General features: G+C 70.9%; 21 protein-coding genes. 7 read left to right on the forward strand and 14 right to left on the reverse strand.

Annotated features, from left to right (window positions below; translation table 11 throughout):
- Nucleotides 1–5 precede the first annotated feature (5 nt).
- Nucleotides 6–431, reverse strand: coding sequence for a DUF948 domain-containing protein (locus AC2XR2_RS07560; RefSeq protein WP_123759515.1), 426 nt, complete (start codon nt 429–431; stop codon nt 6–8).
- Nucleotides 432–581: 150 nt separating this feature from the next.
- Between AC2XR2_RS07560 and AC2XR2_RS07565 the strand changes: the two genes are divergently transcribed.
- Nucleotides 582–2,798 carry an ATP-binding protein gene (locus AC2XR2_RS07565; RefSeq protein WP_491514632.1) on the forward strand — a complete coding sequence of 739 codons (2,217 nt, stop codon included), beginning with the start codon at nt 582–584 and terminating at the stop codon, nt 2,796–2,798.
- 30 nt (nt 2,799–2,828) lie between these two features.
- On the opposite strand, the gene rpsD is transcribed toward AC2XR2_RS07565, so the two are convergent.
- The 3 genes from rpsD to AC2XR2_RS07580 form a co-directional block, all read right to left on the reverse strand.
- Nucleotides 2,829–3,443, reverse strand: a complete 615-nt coding sequence (gene rpsD / locus AC2XR2_RS07570) for a 30S ribosomal protein S4 (RefSeq protein ID WP_019066381.1) — start codon at nt 3,441–3,443, stop codon at nt 2,829–2,831.
- A 278-nt stretch (nt 3,444–3,721) separates the two neighbouring features.
- A complete protein-coding gene (locus tag AC2XR2_RS07575) occupies nt 3,722–5,077 on the reverse strand; it encodes a replication-associated recombination protein A (RefSeq protein WP_491514633.1) in 1,356 nt (451 codons plus the stop codon).
- 35 nt (nt 5,078–5,112) lie between these two features.
- Nucleotides 5,113–5,775, reverse strand: a complete 663-nt coding sequence (locus AC2XR2_RS07580; RefSeq protein ID WP_381307174.1) for a vitamin K epoxide reductase family protein — start codon at nt 5,773–5,775, stop codon at nt 5,113–5,115.
- 145 nt (nt 5,776–5,920) lie between these two features.
- Between AC2XR2_RS07580 and AC2XR2_RS07585 the strand changes: the two genes are divergently transcribed.
- Genes AC2XR2_RS07585 through AC2XR2_RS07600 form a run of 4 tightly spaced genes read left to right on the forward strand, consistent with a single transcriptional unit; the run spans nt 5,921 to nt 9,466 of the window.
- A complete protein-coding gene (locus AC2XR2_RS07585) occupies nt 5,921–6,787 on the forward strand; it encodes an ABC transporter ATP-binding protein (protein WP_449350170.1) in 867 nt (288 codons plus the stop codon).
- Nucleotides 6,784–7,629 carry an ABC transporter permease gene (locus AC2XR2_RS07590; RefSeq protein WP_449350169.1) on the forward strand — a complete coding sequence of 282 codons (846 nt, stop codon included), beginning with the start codon at nt 6,784–6,786 and terminating at the stop codon, nt 7,627–7,629. Before AC2XR2_RS07585 ends, AC2XR2_RS07590 begins: the two co-directional genes overlap by 4 nt.
- Nucleotides 7,626–8,843 (forward strand): sensor histidine kinase, encoded by a 1,218-nt coding sequence (locus AC2XR2_RS07595; protein ID WP_491514634.1) that lies wholly within the window; start codon nt 7,626–7,628, stop codon nt 8,841–8,843. The genes AC2XR2_RS07590 and AC2XR2_RS07595 overlap by 4 nt, the downstream gene beginning before the upstream one ends.
- The gene (locus tag AC2XR2_RS07600; protein WP_449350167.1) at nt 8,840–9,466 is read left to right on the forward strand and encodes a response regulator; all 627 of its coding nucleotides are present in this window, start codon (nt 8,840–8,842) and stop codon (nt 9,464–9,466) included. The genes AC2XR2_RS07595 and AC2XR2_RS07600 overlap by 4 nt, the downstream gene beginning before the upstream one ends.
- 63 nt (nt 9,467–9,529) lie before the next feature.
- Here the strand turns inward: AC2XR2_RS07600 and hisS are convergent, their stop codons facing one another.
- Entirely contained in the window at nt 9,530–10,792 is a 1,263-nt protein-coding gene (gene hisS / locus AC2XR2_RS07605; RefSeq protein WP_381307162.1) for a histidine--tRNA ligase, read from the reverse strand.
- A gap of 11 nt (nt 10,793–10,803) precedes the next feature.
- Entirely contained in the window at nt 10,804–11,511 is a 708-nt protein-coding gene (locus AC2XR2_RS07610; protein WP_381307159.1) for an MBL fold metallo-hydrolase, read from the reverse strand.
- A gap of 180 nt (nt 11,512–11,691) precedes the next feature.
- On the opposite strand from AC2XR2_RS07610, the gene AC2XR2_RS07615 reads away from it, so the two are divergent.
- Both AC2XR2_RS07615 and AC2XR2_RS07620 read left to right on the forward strand, forming a co-directional pair.
- Complete coding sequence (locus tag AC2XR2_RS07615) at nt 11,692–12,513, forward strand: peptidylprolyl isomerase (RefSeq protein WP_330268172.1); 822 nt, start codon at nt 11,692–11,694, stop codon at nt 12,511–12,513.
- A gap of 135 nt (nt 12,514–12,648) precedes the next feature.
- Nucleotides 12,649–13,878, forward strand: a complete 1,230-nt coding sequence (locus tag AC2XR2_RS07620; RefSeq protein WP_381307156.1) for a DUF349 domain-containing protein — start codon at nt 12,649–12,651, stop codon at nt 13,876–13,878.
- 55 nt (nt 13,879–13,933) lie between these two features.
- On the opposite strand, the gene AC2XR2_RS07625 is transcribed toward AC2XR2_RS07620, so the two are convergent.
- The 8 genes from AC2XR2_RS07625 to ruvC form a co-directional block, all read right to left on the reverse strand.
- Nucleotides 13,934–16,471, reverse strand: coding sequence for a RelA/SpoT family protein (locus tag AC2XR2_RS07625; RefSeq protein WP_381307154.1), 2,538 nt, complete (start codon nt 16,469–16,471; stop codon nt 13,934–13,936).
- Nucleotides 16,472–16,752: 281 nt separating this feature from the next.
- Nucleotides 16,753–17,301 carry an adenine phosphoribosyltransferase gene (locus tag AC2XR2_RS07630; RefSeq protein WP_330268169.1) on the reverse strand — a complete coding sequence of 183 codons (549 nt, stop codon included), beginning with the start codon at nt 17,299–17,301 and terminating at the stop codon, nt 16,753–16,755.
- Nucleotides 17,298–18,407, reverse strand: a complete 1,110-nt coding sequence (secF, locus tag AC2XR2_RS07635; protein WP_491514635.1) for a protein translocase subunit SecF — start codon at nt 18,405–18,407, stop codon at nt 17,298–17,300. The genes AC2XR2_RS07630 and secF overlap by 4 nt, the downstream gene beginning before the upstream one ends.
- Nucleotides 18,408–18,409: 2 nt before the next feature.
- Nucleotides 18,410–20,167 carry a protein translocase subunit SecD gene (gene secD, locus AC2XR2_RS07640; protein WP_491514636.1) on the reverse strand — a complete coding sequence of 586 codons (1,758 nt, stop codon included), beginning with the start codon at nt 20,165–20,167 and terminating at the stop codon, nt 18,410–18,412.
- A gap of 132 nt (nt 20,168–20,299) precedes the next feature.
- Complete coding sequence (gene yajC, locus AC2XR2_RS07645; RefSeq protein WP_381309201.1) at nt 20,300–20,824, reverse strand: preprotein translocase subunit YajC; 525 nt, start codon at nt 20,822–20,824, stop codon at nt 20,300–20,302.
- 174 nt (nt 20,825–20,998) lie between these two features.
- A complete protein-coding gene (gene ruvB, locus AC2XR2_RS07650) occupies nt 20,999–22,069 on the reverse strand; it encodes a Holliday junction branch migration DNA helicase RuvB (protein WP_359039928.1) in 1,071 nt (356 codons plus the stop codon).
- A 10-nt stretch (nt 22,070–22,079) separates the two neighbouring features.
- On the reverse strand, nt 22,080–22,685 hold the full coding sequence (ruvA, locus tag AC2XR2_RS07655; protein ID WP_381309199.1) for a Holliday junction branch migration protein RuvA: 606 nt from the start codon (nt 22,683–22,685) through the stop codon (nt 22,080–22,082).
- The gene (gene ruvC / locus AC2XR2_RS07660) at nt 22,682–23,224 is read right to left on the reverse strand and encodes a crossover junction endodeoxyribonuclease RuvC (protein ID WP_020138068.1); all 543 of its coding nucleotides are present in this window, start codon (nt 23,222–23,224) and stop codon (nt 22,682–22,684) included. Before ruvC ends, ruvA begins: the two co-directional genes overlap by 4 nt.
- Nucleotides 23,225–23,293 lie beyond the last annotated feature (69 nt).

Genomic DNA, 23,293 nt, shown 5'->3' on the forward strand with positions numbered 1-23,293 from the left:
GAGCCTCAGTCCCTCTTCCCGCGGCCCCGGGATACCGCCCGGCCCACGATCACGGTACGCCGGGGGGTCTTCGCGGGCACCTCGTCCTTGCGGCCGCCGAGCGCCCGGCGCACGCCGTAGCCGAAGGCCGCGACCTTGACCAGGGGGCCGCCGAAGGTGGAGGCGACGGTGGTGGACAGCGCGGAGGCGTTCGACGTGACCTCCTGGACGTCCGAGGCGATCGCGTCGACCCGCTCGATCTGGGTCTGCGCGGAGCGCACCGCGGTCGAGGCGTCGGCCAGCAGCGGCACCGCCTGGTCGGTCACGTCCGCGACGAGCTTGGTGGTCGCCTTGAGCGTCTGGGCCAGCCTCGCCAGCGCGACGGCGAGGAAGGAGACCAGGATCGCCCAGAAGACGGCCACCAGGATCCCGGCAACCTCTCCACCGGACACCTGACACCTGCTCTCATAAACACCTGTGGGTAACGGAGCCGAGCCTATCGCGCCGAGGACGGCGCTCCGCACCGGATTACCCCTCGCCCGCCGCCGAGCCACCTCCGGCGGTTGTACGGAGTGAACACGCTTGAGTACGCTCCGTGTTCCATGCGCAGTCATCAGCCCGACGGCACCGAGGCGACCGGCAACCTCCCCCTGGAGCTCGACGGCTTCGTGGGCCGGCGCGCCGAACTCTCCGGTCTGGCGCGGGCGCTCGACTCCGCACGGCTGGTCACGGTGACCGGCCCCGGCGGGATCGGCAAGTCCCGGCTCGCGGCCCGGGTGGCCGGCGGCCGGTGCGCGCCGCCCGACGGGGTCTGGCGCGTCGAGCTGGCCGCCGTACGCGATCCGGAGTTCGTCGACTACGCGGTCGTGGAGGCGCTGGGTCTGACGGACCACACCACGCGGCTGCCGCGCGAGACGCTCCTGGCCCACCTCGCCGGGCGCCGGCTCCTGCTGGTCCTGGACGGTGTCGAGCATCTGGTGGACGCGTGCGCGGAGCTGATCGTCGAGCTGCTGGGGCAGCTGCCGGGGCTGGCGGTGCTCGCCGTGGGGCGCAGACCGCTGTCGGTGGCAGGCGAGCGGGTCTTCGCCCTGGGCCCACTGGGCGAGGACGAGGCCGTGGAGCTGTTCGGGGAGCGGGCCGGACGCCAGGGCCTGCCGGTCGGGGACGATCCTCATGTACGGGAGCTGTGCCGGCGTCTGGACGGCATCCCGCTGGCGATCGAGCTGGCCGCGGGGCGGCTGGGGGTGCTGTCCCCCGGGCAGTTGCTGGAGCGGCTCGACGACCGGTTCCGGCTGCTGACGGGCGGCGGCCGGGACACCCTGCCCCGCCATCGGACGCTGCGCACGGCGATCGGCTGGAGCCATGAACTGTGCACGCCCGAGGAGCGGTTGCTGTGGTCGCGGCTGTCGGTGTTCGCCGGGCAGTTCGACCTGGAGGCCGCCGAGTACGTGTGCAGCGGCGGCGGTCTGCGCTCCGACGACGTCCTGGACGTGCTGTCCGCGCTGCTCGCCCAGTCCGTGGTGGCCCGCGAGGAGACCGCGACCGGCGTCCGCTACCGGATGCTCGACACGGTCCGGGCGTACGGCGCCGAGTGGCTGGAGGCGACCGGGGACGCGGTACGGCTGCGCAGGCGGCACCGCGACTGGTACGTGGGCCTGGCCACCTGGTGCGAGCTGGACTGGTTCTCCCCGCGGCAGAACGAGGTGGCCGCCCGGATCGAGGCCGAACTGCCGAACCTGCGCTGCGCCCTGGAGTACTGCCTGACCGACCCCGACGGGGTGGAGCTGGGCCGGCATCTCGCGGGCTCGCTCTGGTTCTGCTGGGTCGGCTGCGGGCGCCTGTCGGAGGGCCGGCACTGGCTGGAGCGCAGCGTGCAACCGGAGGCACGCGGAGAGCCGGAGGTGCGCGGAGAGCCGGAGGTGCGCGGGGAGCCGGGGCCCGGCCAGGAACACGCCCGGCTGAAGGCCCTGTGGGTGCTCGGCTATGTGGCGATCCTCCAGGGCGACACCGTGCCCGCACTGGCGGCCCTCCAGCGGTGCCGCGAGGAGGCCGAGCGGACCGGCAACCCGACGGCGACGGCCTACGCCGAGCACCGCACCGGCTGTCTGGCGCTCGTCTCGGACGACATGCCCCGCGCGGAATCGCTGCTGCGCTCGTCGCTGGCGCGCTACGAGGAGATCGGCGAGCTCAACAGCAATGTGCTCATGGCCCAGGTCGAGCTGGGGATGGCCCGCGCCTTCCTGGGCGATCTGCCGGACGCGGTACGGCTGTGCGAGGACGTCCGCCGGATCTGCGAGGACCACGGCGAGCGCTGGGCCCGGTCGTACGCGCTGTACGTCCTGGCGTACGCGGCCTGGAGCGAGGGCGACGCGGCACACGCGCGTGCGCTGCTCACCGAATGCCTGACCTGCGCGCACGCCTTCCACGACCTGCTCGGCTCGGTCCTGTCGATCGAGCTGCTCGCCCTGGTCACGGCGACGCAGGGCGACCCGGCCGAGGCGGCGGTCCTCCAGGGCGCGGCCGCCTCGCTGTGGCCCTCGGTGGGCCTGCCGCTGTTCGGTTCCGCCTACTACAACGCCCCGCACGAGCTGTGCGAGGCGACGGCCCGGGAGCGGCTGGGCGACGAGCGGTACGAGGAGTGCGTACGACAGGGGCGGGCCCTGGGCCGGGAGGCGGCGGTGGCCCGGGCGCTGGGGCGGGCACGCCCACTGGAGGGACTGCCGGCGCCGCGGGGCCCCGTGCGGCACACCGAGGTGACCCTCGGAACGCACGAACCCGCCGCCTCGCCCACCCGGAAGGGCGGGGAGACGGCGGGCTGAGGTGGTGCGTGTGCTACCGCCTGCTGGTGATCAGCGGGCGTAGTACTCGACGACGAGCTGCTCGTCGCAGATCACCGGGATCTCCTTGCGGTTCGGCTCGCGGTCCAGGCGGAACGCCAGGGCGCCGAGGTTCACCTGGAGGTAGCGCGGGGTCTCACCGTCGGGGGCGAAGCCACCGGCACGGGAGACCTCGAACAGCGTCTTGCTGCGGCTGCGCTCGCGGACCATCACGACGTCGTCGGGCTTGACGCGGAAGGACGGCTTGTCGACCTTCTGGCCGTTGACCTCGATGTGGCCGTGGACGACCATCTGGCGGGCCTGGTAGATCGTGCGGGCGATGCCCGAACGCAGGACCAGCGCGTCGAGACGGCGCTCGAGCTCGATGATCAGGGCCTCACCGGTCTTGCCCTGGACCTTGGAGGCACGCTCGTAGGCGCGGACGAGCTGACGCTCGGACACGTCGTACTGCGCACGCAGACGCTGCTTCTCGAGCAGACGGACCTTGTAGTCCGAGTTCTGCTTGCGGCCACGGCCGTGCTCACCCGGGGGGTAGGGACGGGCCTCGAAGTACTTGACGGCCTTCGGGGTCAGCGCGATGCCGAGGGCACGCGACTTCTTGACCTTGGGGCGGGACTGGTTCGCCACTTTTTCTCGTTTCCTTGATTCGGCTCGTCAGGGTTGAGGGAGGTCGCATCCGCAGCCGGGGAAACCCGCCGGGCCTCGAAGGACCTGGTGGGCAGCCGCTCCCCTGATCTGGGCACTACGTGCAGCACGCGAGTGGCCCACCTACCGCGTACGGTGGTGGGCTGCCCGCGACACCATTCGAACGGTGCGCGACGCTCCTGGGACCCGCTGGGGGTCCCGGCCGGTTGTCCCGCTCTGACTGCGCGGGACTCGGCACTTCGAGGGATTCTACAGGCTGCTCAGGACCGCTTACGACCGAGGTGCTTCCTGGTCCACTCCACCGCGTCCGCGTACCGCGCCTCGCCGCCGTGCCGCGTGGGTTCGTAGTACTCGCGGTCCTTGATGGCGTCCGGGGCGTACTGCTGCTCGGCGATGCCCTCGGGCAGGTCGTGCGGGTAGACGTACCCCTGGGCGTGGCCGAGCTTGGCGGCACCCTTGTAGTGCCCGTCGCGCAGGTGGGGCGGGACGGGCCCGGCCAGTCCCTTGCGCACGTCCTCCATGGCGGCGCCGATCGCCGTGGTCGCGGCGTTGGACTTCGGGGCCAGGGCGAGCGCGATGGTGGCGTGGCTCAGCGTCAGTGCGGCCTCGGGGAAGCCGATCATGGCGACGGCCTGGGCGGCGGCGACGGCTATGGGGAGCGCGTTGGGGTCCGCGAGGCCGATGTCCTCGCTGGCGGAGATCATCAGGCGGCGGGCGATGAAGCGGGGGTCCTCGCCGGCATCGATCATGCGGGCCAGGTAGTGCAGGGCCGCGTCGACGTCGGAGCCCCTGATCGACTTGATGAGGGCGCTGGCCACGTCGTAGTGCTGGTCGCCGTCGCGGTCGTACTTCACGGCCGCGCGGTCGACCGTCTCCTCCAGGGTGGTGAGGGAGATCTCCGGCTCGCCCTTGTCGAGGGCAGCCCCGGCGGCGGCCTCCAGGGCGGTCAGGGCGCGGCGGGCGTCGCCTCCGGCGATCCGCAGGAGGTGGTCCTCGGTGTCCTCGGGGAGGGCGACGGCGTCCTTCAGGCCGCGCTCGTCGGCGAGCGCCCGCTTCAGGAGTCCTCTGAGGTCGTCGTCCGTGAGGGGTTCGAGGGTCAGCAGGAGCGAGCGGGACAGCAGCGGGGAGATCACCGAGAAGTAGGGGTTCTCGGTGGTGGCCGCGATCAGGGTCACCCAGCGGTTCTCGACCGCCGGGAGCAGGGAGTCCTGCTGGGCCTTGCTGAAGCGGTGGATCTCGTCGAGGAAGAGGACGGTCTCCTTGCCGAAGCCGCCGGTGGCGCGACGGGCGCCGTCGATGACCGCGCGGACCTCCTTGACGCCGGCGGTGATCGCGGAGAGTTCCACGAAACGCTTGTTGGTCGCCTTGGAGACGACGTACGCCAGGGTCGTCTTGCCGGTGCCGGGCGGGCCCCAGAGGATCACCGAGGAGGGTCCGGCGGGGCCGCCGCTGCCCTCGCCGACCAGTCGGCGCAGGGGCGAGCCGGGCTTCAGCAGGTGCTGCTGGCCCACCACCTCGTCGAGGGTGCGCGGGCGCATCCGGACCGCCAGGGGGCTGCCGGCCGGGTCCTTCTCCTGGCGCTCTTCCGCCGCCGCGGTGAACAGATCGGGCTCCACGACAGAAACCCTAGTTCACGGCACTGACAACGCCGTCAGGCCCAGAGGCTGCTGCCCCAGCGGGTCAGGATCATCATCGCGATGATGCCGCAGTGCGTGACCGGCAGGACCCAGGTGAACTCGGCGAGGAACCGCTTGAGCCAGCCCGGGGACGGCAGGAAGTCGTTGCGGATGTTGAACGAGGTGACGTACCAGAACATCGTGATCGTGGCGACCCAGGCCAGCGAGCACCACAGGCACAGCGCGTTGATCCGGTACAGCGACTGGAACTGGAGCCAGGTGACGAAGGCGACGCCGAAGAGGGTGCCGAAGTTGAAGGTGAGCCAGTACCAGCGCGGGAAGCGGGCGCGGGCCAGCAGGCTCATGCCGACGCAGATCACGATGCCGTAGGCGACCAGGCCGAGCATCGGGTTGGGGAACCCGAAGGCGGCGGCCTGCTTGCTCTCCATCACGCTGCCGCAGGAGACGATCGGGTTGAGGGAGCAGCTCGGCGTGAACGTCTTGCCGCTGACCTTGCCCTCGAGGATCTTGAACTTGTCGATCGTGATGACCCACGCGGCGAGCAGTCCGGCCGCGCCGGTGATCACCAGCAGCAGGGCGAAGGCCCGGCTGCCGCCCTCGGTGCGGGGCGCGGGGTCGACGCCCGCCGACGAGGGCTCGGACTCCGTGGAGACGTCTTTCACTGTCGTCTTGCTCATCACGCCGATCCGTCTGCTGGAGAGTTGGACCTTCTTCGGGCAGGGGCCATTGTGCCGCACCCGGGGGCTTGTCCACCGTTCGGTGGACATAAGGAAGTACGCACGGTCGTCCCCGGGCGTTCGGTTCCGGCCGACGCTCTCGGACATGACCACACACGCGAACGAACCGGCGGTGCACGTTCGAGGACTGCGCAAGCGCTACGGCGACGTGACCGCGGTCGACGGACTCGATCTCGGTATCCGCGCGGGCGAGGTGTTCGGCCTGCTGGGACCCAACGGGGCGGGCAAGAGCACCACCGTGGAGATCCTCCAGGGCAACCGGGACCGGGACGCGGGTGAGGTCTCGGTGCTCGGCGCGGACCCGGCGCACGGCACACGCGCGTGGCGATCCCGTGTCGGAATCGTCTGGCAGGACGAATCCGCGCCCGCGGAGTTGACGGTCGCGGAAACGGTCCGACATTTCGCCCGCTACTACCCGAGGCCGCGGGACCCGGAGGAGGTCATCGCCCTGGTGGGCCTCGAGGCCAGGGCGGGCAGCCGGATCAAGGCCCTGTCCGGGGGCCAGCGGCGCCGCCTCGACGTGGCGCTGGGGGTGATCGGTGGGCCCGAGCTGCTGCTCCTGGACGAGCCGACGACCGGCTTCGACCCCGCGGCCCGGCGCCAGTTCTGGGACCTGATCCGCAAGCTGGCCGTCGAGGGCACCACGATCCTGCTCACCACGCACTACCTGGAGGAGGCCGAGGCGCTGGCCGACCGGCTGGCCGTGGTCACCAGGGGGAAGGTCGTGGCCACGGGCGAACCGGCCGCCCTGCGGGAGCGGTTCGGCAGCGGGGCCACCGTCGAGTGGACCGAGCCGGGCGGCGCCCCGCGCGCGGTCCGCACGGACACCCCGACCAGGACGGTCGCCGAGCTGACCCACCGCTTCGACGGCGAGATCCCGGGCCTGACGGTGACCCGCCCCACGCTGGAGGACGTCTACCTCCGGCTCACCGGACAGGAGGACCCGCGATGACCACCACCTCCGTACGGGAAGCACGCCACGGGGCCCGGGTGCGTCTGCCGGGGGCCTGGGGGCTGGGGCTGCGGCGGGGTGCCCTGGAGATCAGGATGTTCTTCCGGCAGCGCGACCACGTGGTGTTCACCTTCGCCTTCCCCGTGGTCCTGCTGTTCCTGTTCGCGTCGATCTTCAGCGACGACGTGGAGGGCGCGGGCGTCAAGGCCTCGCAGCTGTACGTCCCGGCGATGATGGCCGCCGGCATCATGTCGACGAGCTTCCAGTCGCTGGGCGTCGCGATCGCCGTCGAGCGGGACGAGAAGGTGCTGCGCCGGCTGCGCGGCACGCCGATGCCGCCGGCGGCGTACTTCCTCGGCAAGATCTGGCTGGTTCTGGTCACCGGCCTCCTGGAGACGGCGATCCTGCTGCTCGTCGGCACCACGCTGTACGACGTCGAACTGCCCTCGGACGCCGGCAGGTGGTTCGCCTTCGCCTGGATCTTCGTGCTCGGTCTGACGGGCTGCGCGCTGCTCGGCATCGCGGTGAGCTCGGTCCCGAAGTCCAGCAAGAGCGCGAGCTCCGTGGTCGTCCTGCCCTTCCTGGTCCTGCAGTTCATCTCCGGGGTGTACATCGCGATCGACACCATCCCCGGCTGGATGCTGAACATCGGTGCGCTGTTCCCGCTGAAGTGGATGTGCCAGGGGCTGCGCGGGGTGTTCCTGCCGGACTCGGCGCAGGTCCTGGAGCAGGCCGGGGACTGGGAGTTCGGGCGCACCGCCCTGGTGCTGGGGGCGTGGTGCGTCGGAGGATTGCTGCTGTGTCTGCTGACCTTCCGGTGGAAGAACCGGCGCGAGGGATGAAGCGTCCCGGGGGCGGCGCGAGCGCCGGGGGCGGGGAGGGCGCGTACTCGTGGGACCGCTCCTTCCGCCTCTGGGACACCTACTTCGCGCTGATCTGGCTGGCCACCCTGGTGTTCGTGCTGGGCACGGGGCACCCCGGGTGGCCGGTCCGGCTGACCGCGGCGGCGCTGCTGGTGCCGCAGGTCCCGCTGTTCGTACGGGTCGGCCGCCCCCTTCTCCGGCAGGATCCGCCCGACGCGCGCGAGGCGCTCACCTATCTCGGTGCGATGGTGGCGCTGTTCCTGCCCTCGGCGATCCTGGTGGGCGAGACCCGGCTGATGACCTTCGCGCTCGTCCCCCAGTGCTTCATGACCCTGCGCATGCGGTGGGCGCTCGGCGCGGTCGCCGTGATCAACCTCGTGCCGGTCCTGGGCTGGGCCCTGCTCTGGTGGCCGAGCGACCAGGACGTCTTCTTCAACGGCCTGTTCGCCGTGGTCACCCTCGTCTTCTCGGTGGCCGTGGGCAGCTATGTCATCCGGATCATCGAGCAGAGTCAGGAACGGGCGGCCCTGATCGCCGAGTTGGACACGAGCCGGCACGAGGTCTCCCGGCTGTCGGCGGCGCACGGGGCGCTGGCGGAGCGGGAGCGGATGGCGCGGGAGATCCACGACACCCTCGCGCAGGGTTTCACCAGCCTGCTCATGCTGGTCCAGGCCGTCGAGGCCGAGCTCGACCACGACCTCGTGCGGGCCCGTCGGCATCTGGCGCTGATGGACGAGACGGCCCGGCTGAACCTGGCCGAGGCCCGGGCCCTGGTCGCCGACGGCACGCCCGCCGACCTGGACGGCTCCTCGCTGCCGGACGCGCTGGGCAGGCTGGCGGCCCGCCACACGGCCGAGCTCGACGTGACGGGCCCGGTCCGTCCGCTGCCCGCCGTACCCGAGGTCGTCGCCCTGCGCGCGTGCCAGGAGGCGCTCACGAACTGCCGTAAACACGCGGGGAGTTCCGCGGCCGTGACCATCGGTCTCGACTACGACGAGGACGCGCTGACCCTGTCCGTACGCGACGACGGCCAGGGCTTCGACCCCGGGGCCGCCCATGACGGCTACGGACTCGCGGGGCTGCGGGCCCGCGCCACCGAGGTCGGCGGGACGGTCCGGGTGCACAGCGCGCCCGGCGGCGGCACCACGGTCACCGTCCGGCTACCCGTACCGCCCCCGAGGAGCTGTTCATGATCCGGATCATCCTGGCCGACGACCACCCGGTCGTACGGGAAGGCCTGCGGGCGATGCTGACCGCGGAACCGGACCTGGAGGTGGTCGCCGACGCGTCCAACGGGCCGCAGGCCGAGGCGCTGGCGGCCGAACTCCGCCCCGACATCGTGCTGATGGACCTGCGCATGCCGGGCGGGTCGGGCGTGGAGTCGATCGTGCGGATGACGGAGGCGGGACTGCCCTGCCGGGTGATCGTGCTGACGACGTACGACACGGACCGCGACATCCTGCGGGCCGTGGAGGCGGGGGCCGCCGGCTACCTCCTCAAGGACCTGCCCCGGGCCGAACTGGCGGAGTCCGTGCGCGCGGCCGCGCGCGGCGAGACGGTCCTGGCCCCGACGGTCGCCGCCCGTCTGGTCGACCAGCTGCGGACCAGGCCGGAGCGGCCGCGGCTGTCGGAGCGCGAGACGGCGGTGCTGCGCCTGGTCGCGGAGGGCTGCACCAACGCCGAGATCGGCCGCAGGCTGTTCATCGGCGAGTCGACGGTGAAGACCCATCTGCTGCGCGTCTTCGCCAAGCTGGGCGTCGACGACCGCACCGCCGCCGTCACCAGCGCCCTGCGGCACGGACTCCTCGACCAGTGACGCCCGCGTCAGCCGCGGTCACGGGCGCCGGTCATGCGACCGGCGCCCTGACGCGCGTGCCTGCTAGCCCAGCCGGGACTCCAGCTCCGCCACGATCTCGTTGACCCCGATCGCCGACTGCTCCCCGGACTCCATGTCCTTGAGCTGTACGACGCCCTCGGCGAGGTCGCGTTCGCCGGCCACGATCGTGTAGCGGGCGCCGCTGCGGTTGGCGTTCTTCATGGCGCCCTTGAGGCCCTTGGCGCCGTAGGAGAAGTCCGCCGCGATGCCGACCTTGCGCAGCTCGGTGACCTTGGCGAACAGGATCCGGCGGGCCTCCTCCCCCAGCGGGACCGCGAACACGCTGGTCGTGGCGGGGAGTTCGAGCTCGACGCCCTCGGCCTCCAGGGCGAGGACCGTGCGGTCGACGCCGAGGGCCCAGCCGACGGACGGCAGCGCGGGGCCGCCGATCATCTCGGAGAGACCGTCGTAGCGGCCGCCGCCGCCCACCGCGGACTGGGAGCCCAGACCGTCGTGGACGAACTCGAAGGTCGTACGGGTGTAGTAGTCGAGGCCGCGCACCAGCTTCGGGTCGTCCTCGAAGGCCACGCCCGCCGCGGTGATCAGCTCACGGACCTCCTCGTGGTACGCCTTGCACGCGTCGCACAGGTAGTCGCGCAGCAGCGGCGCGTCCCCGAGCTGCTTCTGCACCGACTCGCGCTTGTCGTCGAGGACGCGCAGGGGGTTGATGTCCGCCCGGCGCAGGGTGTCCTCGTCCAGGTCCAGGCCGCGCAGGAACTCCTGGAGCGCTGCCCGGTACACCGGCCGGCACTCCTTGTCGCCCAGGCTGTTGAGCAGGATGCGGAAGTTCCTCAGGCCCAGCGAGCGGTACGCCTGGTCGGCCAGGATGATCAGCTCGGCGTCCAGCGCCGGGTCCTCGGCACCGATCGCCTCGGCGCCGACCTGCGAGAAGTGGCGGTAACGGCCCTTCTGGGGGCGCTCGTAGCGGTAGTACGAGCCGGAGTACCAGAGCTTGACCGGGAGGTTGCCCGCCTTGTGCAGGTTGGCCTCCAGCGCCGCGCGCAGCACGGACGCGGTGCCCTCGGGGCGCAGGGCCAGCTTGGTGCCGCCCTTGGTCTCGAAGGCGTACATCTCCTTGGTCACGATGTCGGTGGACTCACCGACCCCGCGCGCGAACAGCTCGACGCTCTCGAAGCCGGGCGTCTCGATGTAGCCGTAGCCGGAGTTGCGCAGCGGCGCGGCGATCGCCTCGCGGACGGCGAGGTACTTGGCCGAGTCGGGGGGCAGCAGGTCGTACGTGCCCTTGGGGGCCTGAAAGGTGCTCACGAAGTCTCTCGTCACATTCCTCGTCGGGGAGCCTGTGAAGCTCCCTGGCCGGCGGCCACTTCCCGCAGGTACGGGTTGGTGGCGCGCTCCTGGCCGATGGTCGTCTGGGGGCCGTGGCCGGACAGCACCACGGTCGAGTCGTCGAGCGGCAGGCACACGCGGGCCAGCGAGTCGAGCATCTCGGCCATGTCACCGCCGGGCAGGTCGGTGCGTCCGATGGAGCCGGCGAAGAGCAGATCCCCGGAGAAGAACACCGACGGGATGTCGGCCGTCTCCGGCATCTGGAAGGTCACCGACCCCTTGGTATGGCCCGGCGCGTGCGCGACGGACAGCTCCAGGCCCGCCAGCTCCAGCTTCGTGCCGTCGGTCAGCACCCTGACGTCGTCCGGCTCGCCCACGGTGATCTCGCCCATCAGCGGCATCCCGATGGACCGGCCGAGACCCATCGACGGGTCGTTCATCATGTACCGGTCTTCGGGGTGGATCCAGGCGGGCACGTCGTGCGCGCCGCACACCGGGACGACCGAGGCCACATGATCGATGTGGCCGTGGGTGAGGACGACGGCGACGGGCTTGAGCCGATGCTTCTTCAGTGCCTCTTCGACTCCCTCGGCGGCCTGGTGGCCCGGGTCGATGATCACGCACTCCTCACCGGCGGCGGGGGCGACGAGATAACAGTTCGTCCCCCAGGCCCCGGCGGGGAACCCGGCAATGAGCACGATCGTCCTCGGTTTGTGTGGGTACGGGCGGTCTTCCGGGCGGCTGCCCCAGTGGTCAGAGCCTACCGGCGCTGCCGATTCCTCAGCGAACCCATATACGGTACGGGGCACACGCAGGCGGTCGGCTCATAGGACGCATGCGTAACGGTCGGCGGACGAGACGCATGAGGAGAGAACCCCGTGGTCACCCAGGAACAGCGGAAGCGGCAGCTCGCGCGGGAGAAGTTCTTGCGGCAGCAGCAGCGGCGCACGGCCGCGCGCCGCAAGGCCCGTGTACGCAACTCTGTGATCGGGTCGGTGCTCGGCGTGATCCTGGTGGGCAGCCTGGCGCTCTACACGTCCGGGGTGCTGAAGGACGACGACGACAAGGCCAACGCGAGCGCGGAGGCCACCCCGAGCGCGGAGGCGACCAAGAAGGCGCCGGACCCGTGCGAGAAGCCCGCTCCCGGCGAGGTCAAGAAGGAGACCTGGAAGAAGGAGCCGGCGATGACCATCGACAAGTCGGCGAAGTACACCTTCGACCTCGCGACGACCTGCGGCACGATCGACATCGCCCTGAAGGCGTCGGCGGCCCCGCACACCGTGAACTCGTTCGACTTCCTCGCGGGCAAGGGCTTCTTCGACCACACCAAGTGCCACCGGCTCACCACCAACGGCATCTACGTCCTGCAGTGCGGCGACCCGACGGGCTCCGGCAGCGGCGGACCGGGCTACACCATCCCGGACGAGAACCTGAAGGACAAGAGCCTCAAGGCCAACACCTACCCCGCGGGCACCGTCGCGATGGCGAACACCGGGCAGGCGCACACTGGAGGGAGCCAGTTCTTCCTGGTCTACCAGGACAGCCAGCTGCCCCCGAGCTACACCCCGTTCGGGACCATCTCGGAATCCGGTATGAAGGTGCTGAAGAAGATCGCCGCGGCCGGTGAGAGCACCGGAGCGGGCGACGGCGCGCCGAACGCGACCGTCGTGATCAACAAGGCGACCGTCACCAAATCCTGACCGTCAAGTGCGAAATTTCGGTCGCGCGGGATGCGGACAGGCAACCCGCCGGTCGCCTATGTTGGCCGTGACGAAACTGTGGACGATGCCCGGGGGCGCTGAAGCCTTCCGCAGGCATCATGTGGAGGAGGCGCTGTGAGCAGCGACCCGTGGGGCCGCGTCGACGAGACGGGGACCGTGTACGTGCGTACGGCCGACGGCGAGCAGGTCGTCGGTTCCTGGCAGGCCGGCTCCCCCGAGGAAGCCCTGGCCTACTTCGAGCGCAAGTACGAGGGCCTGGTTGTCGAGATCGGCCTCCTCGAGAAGCGTGTGAAGACCACCGACCTGTCGGCGAAGGACGCGCAGACCGCGATCGACCACATTCGCGAACAGGTCGACGCGCATCACGCGGTCGGCGACCTGGACGCGCTCAAGGTGCGGCTCGACAAGCTGGTCGAGACGGTCGACAAGCGTCGCGAGGAGCGCAAGCAGCAGCGCGCGAAGCAGTCCGACGAGGCCCGGCACGCCAAGGAGGCGCTGGTCGTCGAGGCGGAGGAGCTGGCCCAGTCCGACCAGTGGCGGGCCGCCGGTGAGCGGCTGCGCGCCCTGGTGGACACCTGGAAGGGCCTGCCGCGCCTGGACCGCAAGTCCGACGACGAGCTGTGGCACCGCTTCTCGCACGCGCGCTCGGCGTTCTCCAAGCGGCGCAAGGCCCACTTCGCGTCGCTGGACGCGCAGCGCGAGGAGGCCCGTAAGACCAAGGAGCGCCTGGTCGGCGAGGCCGAGGCGCTGTCCGGGTCGACGGACTGGGGTCCGACGGCCGCGCGCTACCGCGAGCTGATGGCGGAGTGGAAGGCCGCGGGCCGCGCCCAGCGCGAGCACGAGGACGACCTGTGGAACCGCTTCCGCGGCGCCCAGGACGTGTTCTTCGCGGCCCGCAGCTCGGTCTTCGCCGAGCGGGACGCCGAGCAGACCGAGAACCTCAAGCTGAAGGAGGAGCTGGCCGAGGAGGCCGAGAAGCTCCTGCCGATCGGCGACCTGAAGAGCGCCCGCGCCGCGTTCAGGGCGATCAACGAGCGCTGGGAGGCCATCGGCCACGTCCCGCGGGACGCCCGGCCGAAGGTCGAGGGCCGGATGCACGCGGTCGAGCGCGCTCTCCAGGAGGCCGAGGAGACCGAGTGGCGCCGGACCAACCCGGAGGCACGCGCGCGTGCCGAGGGTCTGACCGGCCAGCTCCAGGCCGCCGTGGACAAGCTCAAGGGCCAGATCGAGCAGGCCCGCGCCCAGGGCAACAACGCGCGTGCCGACAAGCTGGAGCGCGAGCTGGAGGGCCGCCAGGCGCTCCTGGACCAGGCTCTCAAGGGCCTCCAGGAGTTCGGCGGCTGAGAAAAGCCGTACACACGAAAGGGCCCCGGTTTCCCGGGGCCCTTTCGCATGTCCGCTACGACCGGTTGCGCGCCGAGGTCACGCGGTAGACGTCGTACACGCCCTCCACGCCCCTGACCGCCTTCAGGACGTGCCCGAGGTGCTTCGGGTCGCCCATCTCGAAGGTGAAGCGGGAGGTGGCGACGCGGTCGCGGGAGGTCTGGACGGCCGCGGAGAGGATGTTGACGTGCTGGTCGGACAGGACACGGGTGACGTCCGAGAGGAGCCGGGAGCGGTCCAGGGCCTCGACCTGGATGGCGACCAGGAAGACCGAGGACTGGGTGGGGGCCCACTCGACCTCGAGGATGCGCTCCGGCTCGCGGGACAGTGACTCCACGTTGACGCAGTCGCTGCGGTGAACCGATACGCCACTACCGCGGGTGACGAAACCGATGATCGGGTCGCCCGGGACGGGGGTGCAGCAGCGGGCCAGCTTGACCCACACGTCCTCGACGCCCTTGACGATGACACCCGGATCGGCGTTGGAGCGCCGCTTGCGGCCGCGGCCGCGGGTCGGCGGGACCGACTCGTCGATCTCCTCGGTGGCCGCCTCCTCGCCGCCGAGCGCCTGGACCAGCTTCTGCACGATGTTCTGCGCGGAGACATGACCCTCGCCGATCGCCGCGTAGAGCGCGGAGATGTCGGAGTACCGCATCTCGTGGGCGAGCGTGACGAGGGAGTCGCCGGTGAGGATGCGCTGGATCGGCAGGTTCTGCTTGCGCATCGCGCGGACGATGGCGTCCTTGCCCTGCTCGATCGCCTCGTCGCGGCGCTCCTTGGAGAACCAGGCGCGGATCTTGTTGCGGGCCCGCGGCGACTTGACGAAGTTCAGCCAGTCCCGGGACGGCCCGGCACCGGGCGCCTTGGACGTGAAGACCTCGACCAGGTCGCCGTTGTCCAGGGTCGACTCCAACGGCACCAGACGGCCGTTGACACGGGCTCCTATGGTGCGGTGGCCCACCTCGGTGTGCACCGCGTACGAGAAGTCCACCGGGGTGGCACCGGCCGGCAGCGCGATGACGTCGCCCTTGGGCGTGAAGACGAAGACCTCGTTGCGGGAGAGGTCGAAGCGCAGGGACTCCAGGAACTCGCCGGGGTCCTCTGTCTCCTTCTGCCAGTCCAGGAGCTGGCGCAGCCACGCCATGTCGTTGAGGTGGTCGTCCTTGCCGGTGGACCGCGGCTGGTCGGAGCGCACCTTGGAGGCGCCCGCGACGGCCTCCTGCTTGTACTTCCAGTGCGCGGCGATGCCGTACTCGGCGCGGCGGTGCATGTCGAAGGTGCGGATCTGGAGTTCGACCGGCTTGCCGTTGGGCCCGATGACCGTCGTGTGGAGCGACTGGTACATGTTGAACTTGGGCATCGCGATGTAGTCCTTGAACCGCCCCGGAACCGGGTTCCAGCGGGCGTGGACCGTGCCCAGGGCCGCGTAGCAGTCGCGGACGGTGTCCACCAGGACGCGGATGCCGACCAGGTCGTAGATCTCCGCGAAGTCACGGCCGCGGACGATCATCTTCTGGTAGACGCTGTAGTAGTGCTTCGGGCGGCCGGTGACGGTGGCCTTGATGCGGGCCGCGCGCAGGTCGGACTGCACCTCGTCGGTCACTATGGCCAGGTACTCGTCACGCTTGGGCGCCCGCTCGGCCACCAGCCGTACGATCTCGTCGTACATCTTGGGGTAGAGGATCGCGAAGGCGAGGTCCTCCAGCTCCCACTTGATGGTGTTCATGCCGAGGCGGTGGGCGAGCGGAGCGTAGATCTCCAGCGTCTCGCGCGCCTTCTTCTCCTGCTTCTCGCGCTTGAGGTAGCGCATGGTGCGCATGTTGTGCAGGCGGTCGGCGAGCTTGATGACCAGGACGCGCGGGTCCTTGGCCATGGCCACGACCATCTTGCGCACGGTCTCGGCCTGCGCGGCCTCGCCGAACTTGACCTTGTCCAGCTTGGTGACGCCGTCGACGAGCAGGGCGACCGAGTCGCCGAAGTCGCGGCGGAGCTGGTCGAGGCCGTACTCGGTGTCCTCGACGGTGTCGTGCAGCAGGCCCGCCATGAGGGTGGCCGGGTCCATGCCGAGCTCGGCGAGGATCGTGGTCACCGCGAGGGGGTGGGTGATGTACGGGTCGCCGCTCTTGCGCTTCTGGCCTCGGTGCCAGCGCTCGGCGACCTGGTAGGCCTTCTCGATCTGGCGGAGCGTGGCGGTCTCGATCTTCGGGTCGTTGCTGCGCACTATCCGCAGCAGCGGCTCCAGGACCGGGTTGTACGGGTTGGAGCGCTGGACACCGAGACGGGCCAGGCGGGCGCGGACGCGGTTGGAGGAGCCGGTGCGGGCGGGCTGGCCCGGGGCCGGGCGGGCCGCGGCGGCCGACGGCGCGGGGGGCTCGGGAAGGGCGGGCTTGGGCCTGGCCGACTCGGCGGGCTTGTCGACGGGCGCGGACTGGGCGTGCTCGACCGGCCCACGGGCGTCGTTCGTCGCGGTCTTCGCGTCCGGCGCGGGCTTCGCCGCGGGCGCCGAGGCGGGCTCGGGCTTGGCGGCGGTAAGGGGCTGGGCCTCGTCTGGCAAGAGGACTCCTCGTGCGCGATCCGGGTCCCCCGGTCAGGCTCCGGAGAACCCATGGTAGCGATCCTGCGCGCGGGGATCGCCTCCAGTCCGGTGTGAGGGACGTCTACCTGTGAAACACGAGGGGTGAGCTTCGGCATTCCGGCGGGTGGAGCGCCCTGAAGGGGCGCGGGGAACTGCGCGACCAGCCACGACGGCGCGGCAGCCGACAAAGGGTCTCGCTCCCCCGTACGAAACGGCCGTCCCGGTGTTCCGGAACGGCCGTTTCGTAGGGAGTGGGGTGGTCAGACCACCAGCAACGCCTCCAGCGGAGCCCCCGTCAGTGCCGGCTCCAGACGGGCCCGCCCGCCCAGGAAGCCGAGCTCCATCAGGACCGCGAGGCCGGAGACCTCCGCGCCCGCGCGGCGGATCAGCTCGATGGACGCCTCGGCGGTACCCCCCGTGGCCAGGACGTCGTCGACGATGAGCACGCGGTCGCCCGCGGACAGGTCCTCCGCGTGCACCTCGATCTCCGCCGAGCCGTACTCCAGGTCGTACGCCTGGCTGAGGGTCGCTCCGGGGAGCTTGCCCGCCTTGCGTACGGGGATGAAGCCGAGGCCCGCGCGGACGGCGACCGGGGCGCCCAGGATGAAGCCCCGGGCCTCCAGACCGACGACCTTCGTGGCACCGGTGGCCGTGGCAATTCCCGCCAGGGCGTCCGTGAGCGCCGTGAACGCCGCCGGGTCCGCCAGGAGCGGGGTGATGTCCTTGAACATCACGCCCGGCTCCGGGTAGTCGGCCACATCACGGATACGGCTGAGCAGCAGCTCTGTGATACCTGCGAGCTCGGTCATCGGCGCTTCCCCGAGGGACGGCCACGACCCCGGCCGCGCGAGGCGGGCTGGGTGCGCGGACCGACGACCGCGTGCGGGGTGTCCTCCGGCTCGTCGTCCACGCCGTCGCCGCGGGCCTCCGCGAGCTCCTCCTCCACGTCGGCCTGGGCGCGCTTGGCCAGGACCCGCTTCTTGAGGGCCTTCATCGCCGGCTCCTGCTCCTTGAGGTCGGCGACCAGCGGGGTGGCGATGAAGATCGAGGAGTACGCGCCCGCGGCGAGGCCGACGAACAGCGACAGCGAGATGTCGTTGAGCGTGCCCGCGCCGAGGAAGCCGCCGCCGATGAACAGCAGGCCCGCCACCGGCAGCAGCGCGACCACCGTGGTGTTGATCGAGCGGACCAGGGTGCCGTTGATCGAGCGGTTGGCGATGTCGCTGTAGGTCCAGCGGTTCTGCTTGGTGATGTCCTTCGTCTGCTCCTTGAGGGAGTCGAAGACGACCACCGTGTCGTAGAGCGAGTAACCGAGGATGGTCAGCAGACCGATCACCGTGCCCGGCGTGACCTCGAAGCCGACGAGGGCGTAGATGCCGACGGTGATGGTGATGTCGTGGATCAGGGCGACGAGGGCCGCGATGGCCATGCGCCACTCGAAGGCGATCGCCAGATAGATCACGACGAGGACCATGAAGATCGCCAGACCCTGCCAGGCCTTGTTGGCGATCTGGTCACCCCAGCTGGGACCGACGAGGTCGGCGGCGATCTTCTCCGGGTCGACCTTGAAGTCCGCGGCGAGCTTGTTCTTGATCTCGTCGGACTGCTGGGTGTCCATGCCGGCGATCTGGATGCGCATCGTGCCGTTGCCCAGCTTCTGCACGACCGCGTCGTGGCCGGAGGCCTCCTTGGCGTAGTCCTCGGCCTGGGAGACGGAGACGCTGGTCTTCTCGGTGGTGAAGACCGCGCCGCCCTGGAAGTCGATGCCCATGTTCAGGCCGCGCACCGCGAGGCCCACGATCGCCGTGATGGTGATCAGGATCGAGATGCCGTACCAGAGCTTGCGGTGACCGATGAAGTCGTAGCTGATCTCGCCACGGTGCAGTCGGGCGCCGAGGTTGCCGAGTTTCGACATGCTCACGCCTCCTTCGTGTGGGCGGGGGCGGCGGGACGGCGGGTGCGGCGCAGCGGCGGCTTGGCGCCCAGGCTCTTCGGGTCGAGGCCGGACCACTTGCTGCCGCTCGCGAAGAACTTGCGGCGGGCCAGCAGCGTCATCAGCGGCTTGGTGAAGAAGAAGACCACGACGACGTCGAGCACGGTGGTCAGGCCGAGCGTGAACGCGAAGCCCTGGACCTTGCCGACCGTCACGACGAACAGCACGGCGGCGGCGAGGAACGACACGAAGTCGGAGACCAGGATGGTGCGCCGGGCGCGCGGCCAGGCCCGCTCGACGGCGGGTCGCAGCGAGCGGCCCTCGCGGATCTCGTCCCTTATGCGTTCGAAGTACACGATGAACGAGTCCGCGGTGATACCGATGGCGACGATGGCACCGCACACGGCCGGGAGGTTCAGCGCGAAGCCGATCGCCGGGCCGAGCAGCGCCATGATCACGTAGGTGAGGATCGCGGAGACGAGCAGCGAGGCCATCGCGACGATCGACAGACCGCGGTAGTAGGCCACCAGGTAGATGACGACCAGGGCGAGGCCGATCGCGCCGGCGAGCAGACCGGCGTGCAGCTGCTCACCGCCGAGCGCCGCGGTCACGGTGGTCACGCTCTGCTCCTTGAAGGAGAGCGGGAGAGCGCCGTACGACAGCATGTTGGCGAGGTTCTGGGCCTCCTCCTGCGTGAAGCTGCCGGAGATCTGGGCGTTGCCGCCGGTGATCGAGGAGCTCACGGTGGGGCTGGAGACGACCTGGCCGTCGAGGACGATGCCGAACTCGTTCAGCGGCTGGGTGTTCTGCGCGAGCTTGCCGGTGATGTCGGCGAACTTGCTGGCGCCCTTGCTGTTGAAGGTCATGGTGACCTGCCAGCCGGCGGCGGTCTGGGTGTCGAAGACCGCCTGGGCCTTCTTGACCTCGGTGCCGGCGACGGCGGCGGGGCCGAGCAGGTACTTGTACCAGACACCGCCGTACTCGCCGCAGCCCACGGTGGTGTCGCCGGGCTTGGCACCCTCGCCCGCCTTGGTGCGCTGCGCCTTCTTGGAGCAGTCCAGGGCGGCGTACTGGGCCTGGAGCTTGGCCTCGGCGGAGGTGGCGGTGCCGCCGCTCGCGGAGGCGGACGGGGAGGCGGGGCTCGACGCGCTCGCGGACGCCGACGGAGTGGAGTCGGCCTTCAGGGCGTCGGTGACCGCGCGGCCCTGCGAGGTGGGGGTGGCCGACGGGGAGGACGACGAGGTCGCCTTCTCGCCGGTGCCGGACTTGCTCGCGGAGGGGCTCGGCGAGGCGCTCGAGGAGCCGCTGGCGGACGGGCTCGGCGAGGCGGCCGCGGGGCCGGTGGCCTCCTGGGCGAGGACCGGACGGAAGTACAGCTTGGCGGTGGTGCCGACCTGCTCGCGGGCCTCCTGGGAATTGGTGCCCTTGGGGATGTTCACGATGATGTTGCGATCACCTTGGGTCTGCACCTCCGCCTCGGAGACGCCCAGGCCGTTGACACGGCGGTTCATGATCTCGACCGCGGTGTCCATGTTGGCCTTGTTGATCGCGGACCCCTGGTCGGCCTTGGCCTCCAGCGTGATGCTGGTGCCTCCGGCGAGGTCGATGCCGAGGCGCGGGGTGGTGTGTCCCGAGAGGAACATTCCACCGGTGAGCGCCACGATGGCGATCAGGATCAGGGCCAGCGCGCGCCCTGGCTTGCTCTGGGCACTCGCGCTCCGCCCCCTTTTAGGTGCTGCCACCTTCTCGTACTCCCTCTCGGGCCGCTCTCGCGCCGGGTCGGCGGGCGGGCGGCCATGACATGGTTGGGGATTCCGTGCGAGCCGCGCAGATTCCGGGGCGCGCGGAGCTGGTCCGCGCGCCCCGGAATGCGACTACTTCGCGCCGGACTCGCCGTCGGTCTTCTTCGGCTCGTCGTCCGACTTCGCCTCGGCGGCCTCCACGTCGGCGTCGGCCTTGGCGGCCGCGTCGTCGGCGGGCTCCTCGGCCGTGTCCTTCTTACCGAGGTCGACGGACTTCTCGTCGGAGGCGGCGGCAGCTTCGTCGGCGGACTCGTCGTCGGTGAGGGAGGAGGCGTCGTCCGGGACGACGTCGGAGTCGGACTTCAGGTCGTGCTCGATGCCGTGGACGATGCGGTTGTACTCGTCGTCCGTCAGTACGGCACCGATGGCGTTCTTCGCGAAGAGCAGTTCCACGCCCGGGCCCGCGTCGAGGAGGACGGTGTCGTCGCCGACCTCCTTGACCGTGGCGTACATACCCCCGATCGTGCGGACGCCGCTGCCGGGCTGCATGTCGTTCCGCATGCTGGCGGCCTGTTGCTGCTTCTTCTTGGCCGACCGGGTCATCAGGAACATGGCCCCGATGAGCACGATGAACGGGAGGAGGGTCACGAGACTCACGGGTCGGAACTTCCTTCACGCGACCGCGATGGTGAGCGGCCTGATGGTTGGGGGTGTGCATGCCGTCGACAAAGGCGGCATCGGCGGAGTCTAAGCGAGTCCGCATGCATGGAACAACGCTCAGCATCGCACCTGGGTTCCGGACCCGGCCAATGCCGTGCCGTCACAAAGGCATCACGTCCCGAACAGGTCCTGTTGTCCGTTTCCCGTGGCCGCCGAGCGTGGCGGGGTGAGTCCGAGGTGGGCCCATGCGGCCGGAGTGGCGACCCGTCCGCGCGGGGTGCGCGCGAGCAGGCCCTCGCGGACGAGGAAGGGTTCGGCGACCTCCTCGACGGTCTCGCGCTCCTCCCCCACCGCGACGGCGAGCGTGGACAGGCCGACCGGCCCGCCGCCGAACAGCTTGAGCAGGGCCTCCAGGACTCCGCGGTCCAGCCGGTCGAGGCCGCGCGCGTCGACCTCGTAGACCTTGAGCGCGGCGGCCGCGATGTCGCGGGTGATGATCCCGTCGGCCTTGACCTGGGCGTAGTCGCGGACCCGGCGCAGCAGGCGGTTGGCGATCCGGGGCGTGCCGCGGGAGCGGCCGGCGATCTCGGCGGCGCCGTCGGAGCCGATCTCGACGTCGAGGAGGTTGGCCGAGCGGTGGATGACGCGCTCCAGCTCGGCCGGTTCGTAGAACTCCATGTGCGCGGTGAAACCGAAGCGGTCGCGTAGCGGGGGCGGCAGCAGTCCCGCGCGCGTGGTGGCGCCGACCAGGGTGAAGGGGGGCAGCTCCAGGGGGATGGCGGTGGCGCCGGGGCCCTTGCCGACGATGACGTCGACGCGGAAGTCCTCCATCGCCATGTAGAGCATCTCCTCGGCGGGCCGCGACATGCGGTGGATCTCGTCGAGGAAGAGGACCTCGCCCTCCTGGAGGGAGGAGAGGATCGCCGCCAGGTCGCCGGCGTGCTGGATGGCCGGGCCGCTGGTGATGCGGATCGGGGCGCCCATCTCGGCCGCGATGATCATCGACAGGGTGGTCTTGCCGAGGCCGGGGGCGCCGGAGAGCAGCACATGGTCGGCGGTGGCGCCCCGCGCGCGTGCGGCGCGCAGGACCAGGTCGAGCTGTTCGCGGACCTTCTCCTGGCCGATGAACTCGTCCAGGTCCTTGGGGCGCAGGGCGGCCTCGACGGCTTGGTCCTCGCGGTCGGCGGACGCACCGACGAGCCGCTCGGCCGCAGTCTCGTCGGTGGTGTCGTCCCAGTTCACTGACGTTCTCCTAGCGGGCGCGGTTCAGGGTCTGCAGGGCGGCCTTCAGCAGCTGGCCGACCTGGGGCGTGCCCTCGGCCGCCTCCGCCTGCGGGGTCACGGCGGTGACGGCCTCGTCGGCCTCGCGCGTGGCGTAGCCGAGGCCGATCAGGGCGGCGTGCAGCTGGTCGCGCCAGCCCTGGGTGACGGGGGCTCCGATCGCGGGCGCCCCGATGGGCTCGCCGAGCCGGTCCTTGAGCTCGAGGAGCAGCTTCTGGGCGCCCTTCTTGCCGATGCCCGGTACCGCGATCAGCGCCTTCTCGTCTCCGGTGGCCACCGCCCGGCGCAGCGCGTCCGGGGAGTGGACCGCGAGCATCGCCTGGGCCAGCCGGGGGCCGACGCCGCTGGCGGTCTGGAGCAGCTCGAAGACCTGGCGTTCGTCGTCGTCCACGAAGCCGTACAGAGTGAGGGAGTCCTCGCGTACGACGAGGGAGGTGGCCAGTTTGGCGGGCTGTCCGAGCCGGAGCGTGGACAGGGTGTTCGGGGTGCACTGGACGGCCATGCCCACACCGCCCACCTCGACCACCGCGGCGTCGGGGGCGAGGGCGGCGACGGTGCCGCTGACGAACGCGATCATGCGAGACGGCCTTTCGGTGCTGCTTTGGCGGTGTGCAGGGCCACGGCCTGCTGGAGGCGGTTCTGGGCGGGGGCGCGCCAGATGTGGCAGATGGCGAGCGCGAGGGCGTCGGCGGCGTCGGCCGGCTTGGGCGGGGCGTCGAGCCGCAGCAGCCGGGTGACCATGGCGCCGACCTGGGCCTTGTCGGCGCGCCCGCTGCCGGTGACGGCGGCCTTGACCTCGCTCGGGGTGTGCAGGGCGACAGGGATGCCGCGGCGGGCGGCGCACAGCATGGCGACGGCGCTGGCCTGGGCGGTGCCCATGACCGTGCGCACGTTGTGCTGGCTGAACACCCGCTCCACGGCGACGAATTCGGGCCGGTGCTCGTCCAGCCACTGCTCGATGCCCTGCTCGACGGCGACGAGCCGCTGCCCCAACTCGGCGTCCGCGGGCGTGCGGACGACCCCGACGCCGAGCATCGTGAGCGGCCGACCGGCCACACCTTCGACCACTCCGACACCGCACCGCGTGAGACCGGGGTCCACCCCGAGTACGCGCACGCGCCCCCCTCTCCCTTTCGATCGCCTGTTTGTGCAGGCTATCCGCTGCCACCGACAACGGCGGCGGGC

The sequence above is a fragment of the Streptomyces sp. LS-MS-L19 genome (assembly GCF_058382285.1).

Bases quoted from the DNA above. Each gene is read 5' to 3' on its own strand.
- AC2XR2_RS07630 (WP_330268169.1), bottom strand. From the start codon at position 17,301: ATGACCGAGCTCGCAGGTATCACAGAGCTGCTGCTCAGCCGTATCCGT.
- ruvA (WP_381309199.1), bottom strand. From the start codon at position 22,685: ATGATCGCGTTCGTCAGCGGCACCGTCGCCGCCCTCGCCCCCGACGCC.
- AC2XR2_RS07580 (WP_381307174.1), bottom strand. From the start codon at position 5,775: ATGAGCAAGACGACAGTGAAAGACGTCTCCACGGAGTCCGAGCCCTCG.
- secF (WP_491514635.1), bottom strand. From the start codon at position 18,407: ATGTCGAAACTCGGCAACCTCGGCGCCCGACTGCACCGTGGCGAGATC.
- AC2XR2_RS07565 (WP_491514632.1), top strand. From the start codon at position 582: ATGCGCAGTCATCAGCCCGACGGCACCGAGGCGACCGGCAACCTCCCC.
- AC2XR2_RS07590 (WP_449350169.1), top strand. From the start codon at position 6,784: ATGACCACCACCTCCGTACGGGAAGCACGCCACGGGGCCCGGGTGCGT.
- AC2XR2_RS07595 (WP_491514634.1), top strand. From the start codon at position 7,626: ATGAAGCGTCCCGGGGGCGGCGCGAGCGCCGGGGGCGGGGAGGGCGCG.
- AC2XR2_RS07600 (WP_449350167.1), top strand. From the start codon at position 8,840: ATGATCCGGATCATCCTGGCCGACGACCACCCGGTCGTACGGGAAGGC.
- AC2XR2_RS07585 (WP_449350170.1), top strand. From the start codon at position 5,921: ATGACCACACACGCGAACGAACCGGCGGTGCACGTTCGAGGACTGCGC.